16 protein-coding genes are annotated in these 14,210 nt (G+C 63.2%); 7 read left to right on the top strand and 9 right to left on the bottom strand.

Features of this window, described 5'->3' with window-relative positions:
• Positions 1-24: 24 nt before the first annotated feature.
• Entirely contained in the window at positions 25-1,875 is a 1,851-nt protein-coding gene (locus SPHINGO391_RS04575; RefSeq protein WP_152007716.1) for an ABC transporter ATP-binding protein, read from the bottom strand.
• Between the two features lie 320 nt (positions 1,876-2,195).
• Between SPHINGO391_RS04575 and SPHINGO391_RS04570 the strand changes: the two genes are divergently transcribed.
• Positions 2,196-2,684 (top strand): tRNA (cytidine(34)-2'-O)-methyltransferase, encoded by a 489-nt coding sequence (locus SPHINGO391_RS04570; RefSeq protein ID WP_152007715.1) that lies wholly within the window; start codon positions 2,196-2,198, stop codon positions 2,682-2,684.
• 12 nt (positions 2,685-2,696) lie between these two features.
• Here the strand turns inward: SPHINGO391_RS04570 and SPHINGO391_RS04565 are convergent, their stop codons facing one another.
• On the bottom strand, positions 2,697-3,080 hold the full coding sequence (locus tag SPHINGO391_RS04565) for a VOC family protein (protein ID WP_152007714.1): 384 nt from the start codon (positions 3,078-3,080) through the stop codon (positions 2,697-2,699).
• A gap of 88 nt (positions 3,081-3,168) precedes the next feature.
• Here SPHINGO391_RS04565 and soxR point away from each other — a divergent pair, with 88 nt between their 5' ends.
• Positions 3,169-3,633 carry a redox-sensitive transcriptional activator SoxR gene (gene soxR / locus SPHINGO391_RS04560; protein ID WP_152007713.1) on the top strand — a complete coding sequence of 155 codons (465 nt, stop codon included), beginning with the start codon at positions 3,169-3,171 and terminating at the stop codon, positions 3,631-3,633.
• Positions 3,634-3,662: 29 nt separating this feature from the next.
• Here soxR and SPHINGO391_RS04555 read toward each other — a convergent pair whose 3' ends face one another.
• The 3 genes from SPHINGO391_RS04555 to SPHINGO391_RS04545 all read right to left on the bottom strand — a co-directional run bounded on the left by SPHINGO391_RS04555 (position 3,663) and on the right by SPHINGO391_RS04545 (position 4,638).
• Positions 3,663-4,058, bottom strand: a complete 396-nt coding sequence (locus SPHINGO391_RS04555; RefSeq protein WP_152007712.1) for a type II toxin-antitoxin system VapC family toxin — start codon at positions 4,056-4,058, stop codon at positions 3,663-3,665.
• Positions 4,058-4,306: a type II toxin-antitoxin system VapB family antitoxin gene (locus SPHINGO391_RS04550; protein ID WP_152007711.1), complete on the bottom strand. Its 249-nt coding sequence runs from the start codon at positions 4,304-4,306 to the stop codon at positions 4,058-4,060. The genes SPHINGO391_RS04555 and SPHINGO391_RS04550 overlap by 1 nt, the downstream gene beginning before the upstream one ends.
• A gap of 62 nt (positions 4,307-4,368) precedes the next feature.
• Complete coding sequence (locus SPHINGO391_RS04545) at positions 4,369-4,638, bottom strand: hypothetical protein (RefSeq protein WP_152007710.1); 270 nt, start codon at positions 4,636-4,638, stop codon at positions 4,369-4,371.
• Between the two features lie 155 nt (positions 4,639-4,793).
• On the opposite strand from SPHINGO391_RS04545, the gene hemF reads away from it, so the two are divergent.
• Positions 4,794-5,705: an oxygen-dependent coproporphyrinogen oxidase gene (gene hemF, locus SPHINGO391_RS04540; protein WP_152007709.1), complete on the top strand. Its 912-nt coding sequence runs from the start codon at positions 4,794-4,796 to the stop codon at positions 5,703-5,705.
• Positions 5,706-5,785: 80 nt separating this feature from the next.
• Here hemF and SPHINGO391_RS04535 read toward each other — a convergent pair whose 3' ends face one another.
• A complete protein-coding gene (locus SPHINGO391_RS04535) occupies positions 5,786-6,292 on the bottom strand; it encodes a hypothetical protein (RefSeq protein WP_152007708.1) in 507 nt (168 codons plus the stop codon).
• 307 nt (positions 6,293-6,599) lie between these two features.
• Between SPHINGO391_RS04535 and SPHINGO391_RS04530 the strand changes: the two genes are divergently transcribed.
• On the top strand, positions 6,600-6,785 hold the full coding sequence (locus SPHINGO391_RS04530; protein ID WP_152007707.1) for a DUF1059 domain-containing protein: 186 nt from the start codon (positions 6,600-6,602) through the stop codon (positions 6,783-6,785).
• A gap of 32 nt (positions 6,786-6,817) precedes the next feature.
• On the opposite strand, the gene SPHINGO391_RS04525 is transcribed toward SPHINGO391_RS04530, so the two are convergent.
• The 3 genes from SPHINGO391_RS04525 to SPHINGO391_RS04515 are packed head-to-tail and all read right to left on the bottom strand — an operon-like array spanning position 6,818 to position 9,341.
• Entirely contained in the window at positions 6,818-8,068 is a 1,251-nt protein-coding gene (locus SPHINGO391_RS04525; protein WP_152007706.1) for a CCA tRNA nucleotidyltransferase, read from the bottom strand.
• Positions 8,065-8,670: a CoA pyrophosphatase gene (locus tag SPHINGO391_RS04520; protein ID WP_244615370.1), complete on the bottom strand. Its 606-nt coding sequence runs from the start codon at positions 8,668-8,670 to the stop codon at positions 8,065-8,067. Before SPHINGO391_RS04520 ends, SPHINGO391_RS04525 begins: the two co-directional genes overlap by 4 nt.
• A gap of 50 nt (positions 8,671-8,720) precedes the next feature.
• Positions 8,721-9,341, bottom strand: coding sequence for a DUF1285 domain-containing protein (locus SPHINGO391_RS04515; RefSeq protein ID WP_152007705.1), 621 nt, complete (start codon positions 9,339-9,341; stop codon positions 8,721-8,723).
• A gap of 116 nt (positions 9,342-9,457) precedes the next feature.
• Here SPHINGO391_RS04515 and SPHINGO391_RS04510 point away from each other — a divergent pair, with 116 nt between their 5' ends.
• From SPHINGO391_RS04510 to SPHINGO391_RS04500, 3 genes are read left to right on the top strand one after another with little or no spacing between them, the layout of a single operon-like run.
• Entirely contained in the window at positions 9,458-10,471 is a 1,014-nt protein-coding gene (locus SPHINGO391_RS04510) for a MoxR family ATPase (RefSeq protein WP_152007704.1), read from the top strand.
• Between the two features lie 4 nt (positions 10,472-10,475).
• The gene (locus SPHINGO391_RS04505) at positions 10,476-11,393 is read left to right on the top strand and encodes a DUF58 domain-containing protein (protein ID WP_152007703.1); all 918 of its coding nucleotides are present in this window, start codon (positions 10,476-10,478) and stop codon (positions 11,391-11,393) included.
• Positions 11,390-14,209, top strand: coding sequence for a DUF4159 domain-containing protein (locus SPHINGO391_RS04500; RefSeq protein ID WP_152007702.1), 2,820 nt, complete (start codon positions 11,390-11,392; stop codon positions 14,207-14,209). Before SPHINGO391_RS04505 ends, SPHINGO391_RS04500 begins: the two co-directional genes overlap by 4 nt.
• Position 14,210: the final 1 nt, after the last annotated feature.

Here is a 14,210-nt window from a genome sequence, read left to right as displayed (position 1 = left end):
GTCTTTGGCAATATGGACATCGCTTTACTCCGCCGCCGTCGCGCCGGCGTCCACATCGATGAACCCGCCCGACTGCCGTGACCACAGGTCGGCATAGATGCCGCCCGACTTGATCAGTTCGTCATGCGTCCCGGTTTCGACGATCTCGCCATGATCGAGAACCACCAGCCGGTCCATCTCGGCAATGGTCGACAGCCGGTGCGCGATGGCGATCACCGTCTTGTTCTCCATCAGCGCGAAAAGATTTTCCTGGATTGCGGCCTCGACCTCGGAATCGAGCGCCGATGTGGCCTCGTCGAGCACAAGGATCGGCGCGTCCTTGAGGAACACCCGGGCGATGGCGATGCGCTGGCGCTGACCGCCCGAGAGTTTCACCCCGCGTTCGCCGACATGGGCGTCGAGCCCGGTGCGGCCGGCAAGATCCTCGAGCCCCCCGATGAATTCATGCGCATTGGCCTTGCGCACCGCTTCAAGGATTTCCGCCTCGGTTGCGTCGGGCTTTCCATAGGCGATGTTGTCGCGCACCGACCGGTGCAGCAGCGACGTGTCCTGGCTGACCATGCCGACCTGGCCGCGCAGGCTGTCCTGGCTCACCTGCGAGATGTCGTGACCATCGATCAGCACCCGCCCGGATTCGAGATTGTAGAACCTCAGCAGCAGGTTGACGAGCGTCGTCTTGCCGGCGCCTGAGCGCCCCACGAGACCAATCTTCTCTCCGGGTGCGATCTTCAGCGACAGGCTCTCGATCACCCCACTCTGCTTGCCGTAGTGGAACCGGACATTCTCGAACTCGATCGCGCCTTTCCTGGCAACGATCTCGTTCGCGCCGGGCCGGTCCACCACCTCGTGCGGCTTGACCATCATGCCCATGCCGTCCTGGACCACGCCGATGTTCTCGAAGAAACCCGAGACCTCCCACATGATCCACTGCGACATGCCGTTGATCCTGAGCGAAAGCCCGATGACGATGGCGATCGAGCCGACCGAAACGATGCCGGTCAGCCAGAAGCCGATCGCCATTGCCGAAACCGCGAAGACCAGGATCGAATTGTTCAGATAGATCAATGTCTGGAACAGCGTCACCTGCCGCATCTGCCGGTGCACGGTCTTGAGGAACATGTCCATGCTTTCCTGCGCATAGGCCTCCTCCCGGCCCGCATGCGAGAACAGCTTGACCGTCGAGATGTTGGTGTAGCTGTCGACCACCCGGCCGGTCATCACCGAACGGGCATCGGCCTGATCGGCGGAAATCCGCTTCAGCTTCGGAACGAAATGCGCAATCAGCCCGACATAGACTGCCAGCCAGACCAGCATCGGCAGCACCAGCCGCCACTCGGCGCTGGCCACCATGCCGATCATCGCGATGAAATAGACCGAGACATAAACGAAGACGTCGAGCAGCTTCATCACCGATTCCCGGATCGACAGCGACGTCTGCATCACCTTTGTCGCCACCCGGCCGGCAAATTCGTTGGAAAAGAAGCTCAGGCTCTGGCGCAGCAGGTAGCGGTGCATCTGCCAGCGCGCAATCATCGGGTAATTGCCCAGGAGCGTCTGGTGAATGATCAGTGAATGCAAAAGCACCGTGACCGGCAGGCCGATCAGCACGATTGCTCCCATCAGCATCAGCCGCCCGGATTCGCGCTCGAGAAAGCCCTCCGGATCGGACGTGGCGAGCCAGTCGACGATCGAACCGAGAAACCCGAACAGCATCACCTCGCCGATCGAGATCAGGGCCGTCAGAATGGCCATGGCGATCAGCCACGGCGCGGCTTCGCGCGAATAATGCCAGCAGAATGCCAGCAGGCCGTGCGGCGGCGCGGAAGGCTGTGCTTCCGGATAGGGGTTCAGTCGTCTTTCAAACCATCCGAACATGGATGTCTCCTAGAGAAATGCCGCAAGCTGGCCTATGCATCGCACCGGCGAGATAAAGAGTGGGCCGGGATCACGCGATAACGCCGATTGCCCGTCAAAATGGGCGCAAAAACCGGAAAGAAGTACTGGAACCGCGAAAAACCCGTCTGATCAGTGGCCCGTAGCCGCTGGCAGAAAGCTGTTATAGATGATGCGCATTACAGCCTCCGTCAGGTTCGCGTTGAAGATGAGTTGTTTTAGGCGAGATTCGGCTGTTAAGCCAGATTGCCGCTACCGGTTTTGTCCACCATGAACCTGCCCTCGTCCGACATTGTGATAAAATGACCACAGAAACCCTTTCCACTTCAAAACCCCTGATCGCGCTTTACCAGCCCGATATTCCCGGCAACACCGGCTCCATCCTGCGGCTCGGCGCTTGCCTGGGCATCGGTGTCCACATCATCGGACCGGCAGGCTTCGACATGACCGACCGGGCGCTCAAGCGCGCTGGCATGGACTACATCGAGATGGCCACCCTGACCCGCCACGACGGGTGGGAGGAGTTCGAACAATGGCGCCAGGACGAAAGCCGCCGTCTGGTGCTGATGACCACCAGGTCCGCCACTCCCTATGTTGATGACACTGCCCACACCCTGACCGCCCAGGATGTGGTGCTGTTCGGCCGCGAAAGCGCCGGCGTGCCCGACAGGGTCCATGATGCGGCCGACGCGCGCCTGACCATTCCGATGATCGAAGGCCGCCGCAGCCTGAACCTCGCCATGAGCGTCGCCATCATCTCCGGCGAGATCAACCGTCGGTTCGGGCTGTAGCCGAGGGCGAAATCAGTCATAATTGACAACCTCGAACTCGATGCCGTTCTCGTCATCGAAATAGAAGCGGCGTCCCGGCTCGTAATCATCGTGGTTGTAGGGCACATAGCCCAGTGCCTTGACCTTGGCCTCGACCGCCTCGAGATCCTCGACCACCACGCCGACATGGTTCATGTTGCCGATCCGGTTCTTCTCGACGGTGCCGCGTGCGCGCGCCTCCTTCGGCGTATAGACCGCCAGATAGGCGTCGTCGGTTCCCACGTGGATCGACAGTCCACCGTTCTGCGCCGGCCCCTGCCAGCGAATTTTCCAGCCGAAGACGTCGCACAGCCACTTGGCCGTGGAGGACGCATCGGGAACGGTGAAATTGACATGCTCGAGGGTGGATCGGGTCATGAAGGGCTCCTGTGTTCATGGTCTTTGCGTTGATGTGGACACATGCTACTTTCTCAAGTGAACTTGAGATCAAGAGGTTTTTCAGAAAATGTCGATTTCACCCGGCAAGGGCCTGCTCAGCATCGGCGAAGTGGCCAGCCGCACCGGGCTCGCGGTTTCGGCGATCCGCTATTACGACGATGAGGGATTGGTCTCGGCACGCAGGACGCCCGGCGGCCGGCGCATGTTCATCCGCTCCGATATCAGGCGCTTGTCCTTCATCCTGATTGCCCAGAGAATGGGGTTTTCGCTTGAGGAGATCCGCGCCCAGCTCAAACAGCTGCCGCTCGAACGCACGCCCACCAAACGCGACTGGGAAAAGATCAGCCGCGGCTTCCGTGCCCGGCTCGACGCCCGCATCGGCATGCTCGAGCGGCTGCGTGACAGGCTTGACGGCTGCATCGGTTGCGGCTGCCTCTCGCTTGAAGCCTGCAAGCTTTACAATCCCGATGACCGGGCCCGCGAAACCGGAACCGGCCCGAGGTTGGTGGTGCAGAAGTCGGTGATTGGATGAGGTTCAATAGGCGGCCGCGTCATAACGCATCAAACGGCATTGACGTCCGTTAACTCGAAATCATTCCCCTTGAACAAAAGCGGCAGTTTCATGACCTTGGCGCACCCATAGGACAGACAATCGCCGAAATTCAGCGAAGCGGGGTGTCGCCCCTTGCCGAAACGGTCAAACGCATCAATGGCCGCGAAGCCGGCCTCCGGCGGAACTGGAGCAATGCTTATCTCAAACGCAGTCAGGAAATCGTTCAGTTCGGTTTGAGCCCTTTGCAGCGAAAGATTCTTTTTCTTGGCAAGGTTGATGACAACCTCCCAAACCACAGCAGCACTGACAACGCGCGTTTCCGCATTCCTCATTTGCTCTGCAAGCGGGATTGCATCAGCCTCTTTGGTCATCACAGCAATCAGAGCTGAGGAATCGACAAACATCAGTTTTCCTCATAGAGACTGTCGATAAACGCTTTCTCGTCATACTCAGTTTCGCTTTGTTGCGTTCGCGCATTGAAGTCTTTGCTCCACGCCACCATGCGATCGACATAATCCTGTTTCGTGTCAGGGTCACGAAGCGCCCGCTCCAAAGCCTGTCTGACAGCTTCGGTCTTGGTCTTGGCTTTTATGGCCGCCTGATAGCGCTCGGCGAGCGCATCGACAGTTTGATCCTTGATAAAAAGAGCCATGATGCACACTCCTGTTCGCGTGGATATATAGGGGATATCCTTACGAGAAACAAGGATATCCCTCAATCCGCAGTCGGCAGGCGGCGCATGGTGAACTCGATCTCGTCGCCTTCGCCGGGCAATGCACGCCAGCTCTCGACTTCGGTCCAGTAGGCGGCTTTCGGCCAGGCGGAGAACCACTCCCGCGCCTTTTCGCGCGCCGCACCGCGGCTCAGCCGGTAGGTCTCGCGCACAAAGCTGCCCGATTTCTGTCCATCGGATTTTTCCTTGCGCGCACGGGCGATCTCGCGTCGCAGCCCTTCCAGTGGCGGGCGTTGCTGATACCGGCTCATGGTCCTTCCTTTGCCTTCATGGCTGACCCACTCTAACCCAGAAGCGGCTTTCCGGCGAGTCCCGTCAAAACCCGGACAAGCGGGATGCAATGCTGCGGTTACATCAGGCGGGATCTGCTGCTATGAGGGATCCGAAGCCAGAACGAGGACCCCCAATGCAACGCCCAAGCCTGCCGGTCGGACTGCCCGACGACATCGAAGAAAAAAAGACCAAAGCACGCCAGTGGTTCGAGGAACTGCGCGACCAGATCTGCCTGAGCTTCGAGGCACTCGAAGACGAGGTCGACCATCCGCAGTGCACTGGAGAGCCCGGCCGCTTCGAGCGCACACCATGGCAGCGCGACGAAGGTGCCGGCGGCGGCGGAACCATGTCAATCATGAAGGGCCGGCTGTTTGAAAAGGTCGGCGTCCACACCTCCACCGTCCACGGCGAGTTCTCGCCGGAATTCCGCGCCCAGATCCCCGGCGCCGATGAAGATCCCAGGTTCTGGGCCTCCGGTATTTCGCTGATCGCCCACCCAAGCAATCCGCATGTGCCGACTGTGCACATGAACACCCGCATGGTCGTGACCACCAGCCAGTGGTTTGGTGGTGGCGCCGACCTCACCCCGGTGCTCGACAACCGCCGCACCCAGACCGACCCCGATGCAATGCTGTTCCACCGCGCCATGGAGATTGCTTGCAACCGTCACGCCGTCGCCGACTACCCGAAGTTCAAAGCCTGGTGCGATGAGTACTTCTTCCTGCCCCATCGCGACGAGCCGCGCGGCATCGGCGGCATCTTCTACGACTGGCTGCACGGCGGAGAAGACCATGGCGCGTGGGACGCCAATTTTGCCTTCACCCAGGATGTGGGGCGCGCCTTCAACGTGGTCTACCCGAAGATCGTTCGCTCCAACTTCCACAAGCCCTGGAGCGAGGCGGAGCGGACCGAGCAGCTGGTCCGCCGCGGCCGCTACGTCGAGTTCAACCTGCTCTATGACCGCGGCACCATCTTCGGGCTGAAGACCGGCGGCAATGTCGCCTCGATCCTGTCTTCGCTGCCGCCGGTGGTTATGTATCCGTAAGGGAGATCCGCAGCAGGAACTGCGTGGGGAACCTTCGCTGTTCTCCAATTGCACGCGGCCGGCTTCCGCCCCGCGTGCCGTCAGGCCCGGGCAGCGAGCTTTCCGCGCAGCGCTTCGTCGACCATGTGGTTTGCGATTTTCATGCGGATGGTCGCGGCTTCCCGCCATTCCATCGGCGTCCGGTCGGGGTGATTGAGCCGCGCGAAGCGTCGCCGCTTTGATTTCAGCTCGGCCGGTGTATCCGTGGCCAGCAAATTGATGTCCTTCGCAACGTCCTCGGGACTCAGCCGTTTGTAGAGCGACGTGTCGATGTCTGGCTTGGGCTTTGGCGGCGGCGTGGGTGCAGCGTTGTGAACGGCCGGCTTCGGCCTCGGCGCCGATGTTGATGCGTCGATGTGAACAGCCGGATCTGCGGTGCCGCGCTGTTCCCTGCTGGGCCAGGGTTGTGACCTGAGACTGGTTGCAACAAAACTGGAATTCCAGCCGCGCATGGCCGTCCAGTGCCCGGATCCATGCGACGAGGCCTCTGCCCGCTCGTTGCTCATGCGATCGAGAACGGCATCAAACGAGTCCACACCCACAACCATCCCGACATCCCGCTGCAAACAACCTTGTTGCGTCCATTGCTAGCGAAACAAGGTTAACGCTTTCACAGAATTGGCGGCGTCCCGGGCGAACGCCGCAATCATCAGCCGCACGACTGTGGTCTAGACCGAGCGCTACAGGAAAAAGTAGCTGCAGCGCGGATCTTGCTACCGCCGGTCGCAGTGTTTTTCGCGGCAAGCAACCACTTCGGGGTGCATCCGGGCCGCTTTTGGGCTATCATGGTTTCCCGTCGGCCGGTGCGCCGGCTCGGGCGGGTTTCTGGTTTTCGACATCGAAAAGGAGACAGCCATGAAGACCTTCCATTGCGGATCTCTCGTTCCCGGTTGCGACTGGCACACGCGGGCTGACAGCGAGGCGGAGATCGTGTCCCGCGCCATCGACCATCTGCGTGAGACCCACGGCGAGACCATTATACGTCCGTCGATCGTCGAGCAGATCAAGGAACGCACGCTCGAAGAGACAGACGCGGCCTGATCCGGAGAGAGCCCTCGCCTTCAAGGCAGGGCTCAATCCGTCGCGTCGAGCAGTGCTGACTTGTCGAGGGTAAAATTGCTCTCGACCCATCGCTCCTCGAGAGCGGCCAACCGTGCGCCCATCTGCGGGCCGGGGTTGATGCCCCGGGCGATCAGATCCGCGCCGGCAACAGGAAACACCGGCCGTTCCCATCCGCGCGCGCGCGCCAGGTGACGGCTGTGGCCGGCGGCTTCCGTGAGCGCTGACGGATCTGTCTCGGTGCGGCTGCGCGCCGAGACCAGCGACAGCCGGATCCGGTCGACGAGCGGACCTGCGCCATGGCGGTAAAGCAGCCGGTCGAGCGCCGTGATCGCCAGCGTTGGGGCCACGACCGGCGCCTCGGCCCATTTGACCAGCCGGTCGGCCTCGACCCGCGACATCTTCAGGCGCGCGGAAAGCCCACGCATGCGGTCCGCATCCGGCGGCACCATCGCCATCAGCCGCAGCATCGGATCGGGCTCCCAGTCGAGCGCAGTCTCCGTGGCGATCAGCGGTCCGATCGAATCGATCCCCCATTTCTCGCTCTCCGGCAGCACCTTGGACAGAACCCCGGATTGGCGCATCCACAACAGCGCCCTTCCGGGATCCTGCGCCTTGAGCAGCGTCTTGAGTTCTTTCCAGACCCGTTCCGACGACAATGTGCCGAGCTTGTCGCGCGCCCGGGCGCAAGCCTTCAGCGCCGCGGCGTCGGGCCGGCCGGCACCGTAATGCCCGTAGAAGCGGAAATAGCGCAGCACCCTGAGATAGTCCTCGGCGATCCGCGCGTCGGCGTCGCCGATGAACCGGACTGTCCGGCTTTCGATATCTTCCAGTCCGCCGACAAGATCGATGACGCTGCCGTCCTGGCCGGCATAGAGCGCATTGATGGTGAAATCGCGCCGCTCGGCATCGATCTGCCAGTCACTGCCAAACACCACCTTGGCCCGCCTGCCATCGGTCTCGGCATCGTGCCGGAGCGTGGTGATCTCGAAACCGCGGCCGTCGATGACCAGCGTCACCGTGCCGTGATCGATCCCGGTCGGCACCGCGCGGATGCCTGCGGCCTCGGCCCGCGCCACCACCTGCTCGGGCGCCCAGCTTGTCGCCAGGTCGGTATCGGTGACCGGCAGTCCCATCAGCGAATTGCGGACCGCCCCGCCGACCACCCGGACCTCTTCGCCGTCCTGGTTCAGAAGCGCGAAGATCCGGGCAAGCGCTTCCTGCTGGAACCAATCCTCATGGGCAACGCTCGCATCTGAGCTCATGCATAGAGCCTTTCATACATTGTCCGGATGATCCCGGCGGTGACACCCCAGATGTGATGCTCACCATAGGGCATGACGTAATAGTGCCGTTCGATGCCTTCCCAGACCCGGCTTTCGCGCCGGTGGTTGTCGGGGTTCATCAGGAAGGCCAGCGGCGTTTCGAACACCTCGTCGACCTCGACCGGGTTGGCCGTGAGCGCATAGCCCGGCCTGACCACGGCAAGCACCGGCGTGATCCGGAATCCGGTTGTGGTCATGTAGACCGGCAGCCGGCCAACCGGCTCGACGAACCGGCGGTCCAGTCCGATTTCCTCTTCCGCCTCCCGCATGGCGGCGATCTCCACGCTGCCGTCTTCCGGATCGACCGAGCCGCCCGGAAACGCAACCTGGCCCGAGTGCTTGCGCAGTGCCGTGGCGCGCCGTGTCAGGATCACGCGCGCGTCGGGGCCGTCATCGGTGACCGGAACCAGCACGGCGGCGTCCCGCAGCTTGGCATCGACCAGGCCCGAGACCAGGCCCGGATTGAGCACATGGTCGCCATGGCCGAGATGCGCCGGCTCCGACCCGAACGCATGGTCGGGATCGTGCTTCTGGGCGCGCAGTCGGAACCCCTCGGCGTCAAAACCCGGCGGCACCAGGGAACCCGTATCGGTCAAACGCCCGCCTCCAGCCTGTGCATCGGCATGACAGGGAACACCGATCCGGCAGAGCGGATGGCGTAGGTCGCTTCGCCATCGATCTCGATTTCTTCGCCAAGCGCCAGGAGATCATAGGTCACCGCCCGATTGACCAGGGCTTCCAGCCGGCCGCGCACAAGGATGTAGGGCTTGAGTTGATCGGCCTCTCCGGTGACGACGAAGCGCAGCTGGTTGTCCGGACCGGCGCGAACCACATCACCGACATTGGTCCGGAAGGTCAGCACCTGTTCGTTACTTTCTTCGCTCACCGTCATCTCGACAGCCAGGAAGGGCGCGTCCACGACGCGGATCCCGATCTTTTCCACAGGCGTGACGAGATAGGTCTTTTCGTCCTCGTCACGGCGCAGAACTGTGGAAAAAAGCCGCACCAGCGCCGGCCGCCCGATCGGTGTACCCATGTAGAACCAGGTGCCATCTGCACGGATTTCCATGTCGATATCGCCGCAATAGGGCGGATTCCAGCGCTCGACCGGCGGCAAACCATCCTTGCCGGCATTCCTGTCGGCCTGGGCGCGCGAAATCAGCGCGGCAAGATCGCCTGCATCTGTTTTCGTGTTGGTCCTTGTTTTTGCCATTGTCCTGTCCAGCTATGATTACAGGTAACCAGATAGTCATCTGAACTGCTCTTGTCAGCCTTTCAGCGTAGAATAAGCTGTTTGAGAGTGACGAACCAGAACGCGCGGAGACACCCATGGGACGCATCGACACTGGCGCAAAGCCGATCGACGAAAAAGCAGTCATCGCAGCCGCGGAGCAGGCCCTGGCCGACATCTCCGGTATAAAGCAGGCCGTGTCCGATGTCATTTTTGGTCAGGAAAGCGTCGTCGAGCAGACACTTCTCGCCGTCCTCTCCGGCGGCCATGCGCTGCTTGTCGGCGTCCCCGGTCTCGCCAAGACCAAGCTGGTCACCACGCTCGGCACCGTTCTCGGCCTCAATTCCAACCGGATCCAGTTCACGCCCGACCTGATGCCGTCCGACATTCTCGGCTCCGAGGTCATGGATCAGGACGAGAACGGCCGCCGCTCGTTCCGCTTCGTCCCCGGCCCGGTATTCACCCAGCTGCTGATGGCCGACGAAATCAACCGCGCTTCTCCGCGCACCCAGTCGGCACTGCTGCAAGCCATGCAGGAGTATCATGTCACCGTTGCCGGTGCGCAGCATGACCTGCCAAGGCCGTTCCATGTTCTGGCAACCCAGAATCCGCTCGAGCAGGAAGGCACCTATCCCTTGCCCGAAGCCCAGCTCGACCGTTTCCTGATGCAGGTCGACGTGCCCTATCCGGAAATGGCCGCCGAACGCCGCATCCTGCTTGATACCACTGGCGCAAAGGAAGCCGTTGCCCGGCCCGCCATCACCATGGAGCGGCTGACCGCCATCCAGGCACTGATCCGCCAGATGCCTGTGCCTGAATCGGTGGTTGACGCCATTCTTGAACTCGTGCGGGCCGCCCGTCCCGGCCACGGCAATGCCAGGGTTGACGAAACCATCTCCTGGGGCCCGGGCCCGCGTGCCGGCCAGGCAATGATGCTCTGCGCCCGCGCCCGCGCACTCTATGATGGCAGGCTCGCCCCGTCGATTGATGATGTCCGCGCCCTTGCCGAACCGATCCTGCAGCACCGCATGGCGCTGACCTTCACCGCGCGCGCCGAAGGCATTGGCATCCGCGATGTGATTGCCGGCCTCGTCACCCCGAAAGCCGGGTGAGACGATGGCGTCGATCGGCCAGCTGACCCGACCGACTGCGCGGCTTGATGCGCTTGCCCGCGCCCGCCAGCGCGCGGCGCTGCTGCCCGATTGCCTCGCCGAGGCCCGGCGCGTTGCCAACACGGTCATTGCCGGCTGGCACGGCCGCCGCAAGCGCGGCATCGGCGAAACATTCTGGCAGTTCCGCCCCTATGTCGAAGGTGAATCCCTGTCCCGGATCGACTGGCGCCGCTCCGCACGTGATGACAGTCTTTATGTCCGCGACCGCGAATGGGAAGCAGCCCACACCATCTGGCTTTGGGCCGACCAGTCCCCCTCCATGCTCTACAAGTCCGATGTCGCGATCGTCAGCAAGGAAAGCCGCGCCCTGGTGCTGATGCTGGCGCTGGCCGAAATCCTCTCCCGCTCGGGCGAGCGCATCGGCTGTCCGGGCGTGATGGAACCCGTCGCCTCGCGAAATGCCGCCGAGCGGCTGGCACTGGCGCTGTCACACGCACCGGTCCAGGACACCCTGCCGGAACTCGGCCAGATCGGCCGCATGAGCGACATCGTCCTGATCGGGGACTTCCTCGATACCGAGGAGACGCTCGACAACTGCATCGGCCCCGCCGCCCGGCGCGGCATCCGCGGACACGTCATTGAGGTCGCCGATCCGGCCGAGGAAATGTTTCCCTATTCCGGCCGCACCGAGTTCCGTGACCCCGAAACCGGCCAGAAGCTTGTCGCCGGCCGCGCCGAGACGGTTGCCGCCGATTATCGTCAGGCGTGGCTTGCCCGCCGTGAGACCCTGGCGCAGGGCGTACGCCGCATGGGCTGGAGCTTTCTCGCCCACCGCACCGACCGCCTGGCGTCCGAGGCGCTTGCCGCAGCCCATGGTCATCTCTCGGGCATTCCAACAGCCAAGAAGGCGGCATTCTCATGATTGCAGGCCTTCCCTTCGCTTTCGGCGCACCGGCGATACTGTTCGGATTGCTCGCCCTGCCGGTAATCTGGTGGCTGCTGCGGCTCACGCCCCCTCGCCCGCAGGCCGAACCCTTTGCGCCGCTGGCTATTCTAGCCCGTGTCCTCAAGCCCGAGGAAACCCCGTCGCGCAGCCCCTGGTGGCTGACTGCCTTGCGTTTGTTGATAGCTGCCCTGGTGATCCTGGCGCTGGCCGAACCCGTCCTCAACCCGCGCGACCGGGCGCTGTCGTCGAACGGGCCTCTGGCTCTCGTCATCGACAATGGCTGGGCCAGCGCACCCGATTGGGATGCACGGGTGGAGGCGGCAGAGGTGCTCATCAATGAGGCCGAGGACTTGGACATTCCGGTGGCGATCGTTTTCACCGCCAACCGACGCCATGACGCCACGCCAACCGGCTTCGAGCGCGCGCGCGACCAATTGCGCGCAGCCAGGCCGCAACCCCTGCGCCCGGAACGGGCCGCGGCCGCGACCGCACTCATTGCCGCCCTCGGAGAAACCCGCCCGGGAACCATCGCCTATATCAGCGACGGGGTCGAAACTTCGGATGCCGCCGATGCGCTGAACCGCCTCGCCGGGCTGGAAGCCTCCGCAATCCGCATCATCGGCGCTTCGGAAGCCCGGGCCCTGGCGCTCACCGGTGCCGACAACGGCGCCGACAGGCTGAGCGTTACCGCAAGCCGCCTCGACAGCGGACAGGCGGAAAACTTCGCACTGACTGCAAGCGACAGCAAGGGCCGCGAGATCGCATCCGGCGAAATCCGTTTTGCGGTCGGGGACGCCGAGGCCACCGGGACCATCTCGGCCCCCTTCGAAATCCGCAACGACATCGCCCGTCTCGATGTCACCGGCGTCGACACCGCGGCGTCGGCCCGCTTGCTTGATGACAGCTTCCGGCGCCGCAGGGTGGCGCTCATTTCGGGAGAGGCCGCTGACATCGCCCAGCCGTTGCTCTCGCCGCTCTACTATATCAACCGCGCACTCTCCCCCTATGCCGACCTGATCGAAGCCGGCAACGAGGAGATGTCCGCATCCATTCCGAAACTGCTGGCCCAGTCTCCGGCGGTGATCGTCATGTCGGATATCGGCACCCTGCCCGAGGATGTCAGCACATCGCTTGACGAATGGGTCGAGCGCGGCGGCACACTGATCCGCTTTGCCGGACCACGGCTGGCTGCGGCCCCCTCCGACAGCCAGTTGCTGCCGGTCCTGCTCCGCAAGGGCGAACGCGAGCTTGGTGGCGCGCTCTCCTGGATCGAGCCGCAACCGCTGGCCGCCTATCCGTCGACCGGACCCTTTGCCGGATTGCCGACGCCCCGCGACATTGCCATTCGCCGCCAGGTTCTGGCCGAGCCATCGGCGGATCTTGCCGCGCGCACCTGGGCCAGCCTTGCTGACGGCACTCCGCTGGTGACAGCCAGCGAGCGCGGCTCCGGCCGGATCGTGCTGTTCCATGTCACCGCCGAGGCCAGCTGGTCCAACCTGCCGATTTCCGGCCATTTCGTCGACATGCTGCGCCGCGTGGTGCAGCTCTCCCGCGCAGTTTCGGGCGGTGGCGAAGCCGGCTCCGGCATCCTGCCGCCCTGGCGGCTGCTTGATGCCAATGCGGCCCTGTTGCCGGCGAGCGGCGATGCCAAGCCGCTCGCCCTGACCGGCAACAGCGTGGTTCGGGCAGGCCCCGACAATCCACCGGGCCTGTATGGAGGCGAGGACGGCTTCGTGGCGCTCAACCTGTTTGAGCCCGGAGAAACCCTTGCTCCGATAGCGATCCCGGAATTCGAGGTCCCGGTGACCCGTTCCGCGATCGCCGGCGACAGCGCGGTCGATTTCAGGCCCTGGCTGTTTTCCGCCGCCCTCATCGCCCTGCTGGCCGATACTCTGATCGTTCTGGTGCTCAACGGCGCCTTCCGTCGCCGTGGTTTGAAGCCCGCAACACGGGCTTCGGCAGCCGCAGCGATATTGCTCATCTCCGGCCTGTCGGTCGCGCTGACAGTCGCCCCATCGACAGTTCATGCCCAGGACGCCCAGCCCGGCGATGTCGATCTTCTTGAGAGTCTCGACCGGACCCGGCTTGCCTATGTCATCACCGGAGATGACGAGACCGACAATGTCAGCAAGCTCGGCCTCGACAGCCTGTCTCGCTATCTCTTCAGCCGCACGGCGCTGGAGCCCGGAACGGCGATGGGCGTTGACATAGAGACCGACCAACTGGCGCTCTATCCGTTGATCTACTGGCCGATGAGCGAGGACGCAGACATGCCCTCGCCCGCCGCCATCAGCCGCATCGACGCTTACATGAAGAGCGGTGGAACGGTGCTGTTCGACACCCGCGACCGGATTGTCGATCTCGGCGGCGGTTCGAGCGCCTTGACGCTGAGATTGCAGCAGATCCTGGCCAGTCTCGACATTCCGCCGCTGGAGCCGGTTCCCGACGACCACGTGCTGACCAAGTCCTTTTTCCTGCTCGAGACATTTCCGGGCCGGTATTCCGACGGGCCGCTCTGGGTCGAGGCCATTCCGGACACGAACAATCCCGCCGAGCGACCGGCGCGCACCGGCGACGGGGTCTCCTCGATCCTGATCACCGGCAACGACATGGCGGCGGCCTGGGCCGTGGACGAGCAGGGCTTTCCGATGTTTTCGACCATCCCGGCCGACCCCTGGCAGCGCGAATATGCCTTCCGTGCCGGGGTCAACATCGTCATGTACATGCTGACCGGCAACTACAAGGCCGATCAGGTCCACATCCCCGCACTTCTCGAACGATTGGGGCAGTGAG

It is taken from the genome of Hoeflea sp. EC-HK425 (genome assembly GCF_902498795.1).
GTDB lineage: Bacteria > Pseudomonadota > Alphaproteobacteria > Rhizobiales > Rhizobiaceae > Hoeflea > Hoeflea alexandrii.
Note: the sequence above shows the minus strand (reverse complement) of the source record. Positions and strands in the feature narration are given on the sequence as shown.

Excerpts from the sequence above, each read along its gene's own strand:
- SPHINGO391_RS04575 (WP_152007716.1), bottom strand. The coding sequence starts at position 1,875 with ATGTTCGGATGGTTTGAAAGACGACTGAACCCCTATCCGGAAGCACAG.
- SPHINGO391_RS04570 (WP_152007715.1), top strand. The coding sequence starts at position 2,196 with ATGACCACAGAAACCCTTTCCACTTCAAAACCCCTGATCGCGCTTTAC.
- SPHINGO391_RS04565 (WP_152007714.1), bottom strand. The coding sequence starts at position 3,080 with ATGACCCGATCCACCCTCGAGCATGTCAATTTCACCGTTCCCGATGCG.
- soxR (WP_152007713.1), top strand. The coding sequence starts at position 3,169 with ATGTCGATTTCACCCGGCAAGGGCCTGCTCAGCATCGGCGAAGTGGCC.
- SPHINGO391_RS04555 (WP_152007712.1), bottom strand. The coding sequence starts at position 4,058 with ATGTTTGTCGATTCCTCAGCTCTGATTGCTGTGATGACCAAAGAGGCT.
- SPHINGO391_RS04550 (WP_152007711.1), bottom strand. The coding sequence starts at position 4,306 with ATGGCTCTTTTTATCAAGGATCAAACTGTCGATGCGCTCGCCGAGCGC.
- SPHINGO391_RS04545 (WP_152007710.1), bottom strand. The coding sequence starts at position 4,638 with ATGAGCCGGTATCAGCAACGCCCGCCACTGGAAGGGCTGCGACGCGAG.
- hemF (WP_152007709.1), top strand. The coding sequence starts at position 4,794 with ATGCAACGCCCAAGCCTGCCGGTCGGACTGCCCGACGACATCGAAGAA.
- SPHINGO391_RS04535 (WP_152007708.1), bottom strand. The coding sequence starts at position 6,292 with ATGGTTGTGGGTGTGGACTCGTTTGATGCCGTTCTCGATCGCATGAGC.
- SPHINGO391_RS04530 (WP_152007707.1), top strand. The coding sequence starts at position 6,600 with ATGAAGACCTTCCATTGCGGATCTCTCGTTCCCGGTTGCGACTGGCAC.
- SPHINGO391_RS04525 (WP_152007706.1), bottom strand. The coding sequence starts at position 8,068 with ATGAGCTCAGATGCGAGCGTTGCCCATGAGGATTGGTTCCAGCAGGAA.
- SPHINGO391_RS04515 (WP_152007705.1), bottom strand. The coding sequence starts at position 9,341 with ATGGCAAAAACAAGGACCAACACGAAAACAGATGCAGGCGATCTTGCC.
- SPHINGO391_RS04510 (WP_152007704.1), top strand. The coding sequence starts at position 9,458 with ATGGGACGCATCGACACTGGCGCAAAGCCGATCGACGAAAAAGCAGTC.
- SPHINGO391_RS04505 (WP_152007703.1), top strand. The coding sequence starts at position 10,476 with ATGGCGTCGATCGGCCAGCTGACCCGACCGACTGCGCGGCTTGATGCG.
- SPHINGO391_RS04500 (WP_152007702.1), top strand. The coding sequence starts at position 11,390 with ATGATTGCAGGCCTTCCCTTCGCTTTCGGCGCACCGGCGATACTGTTC.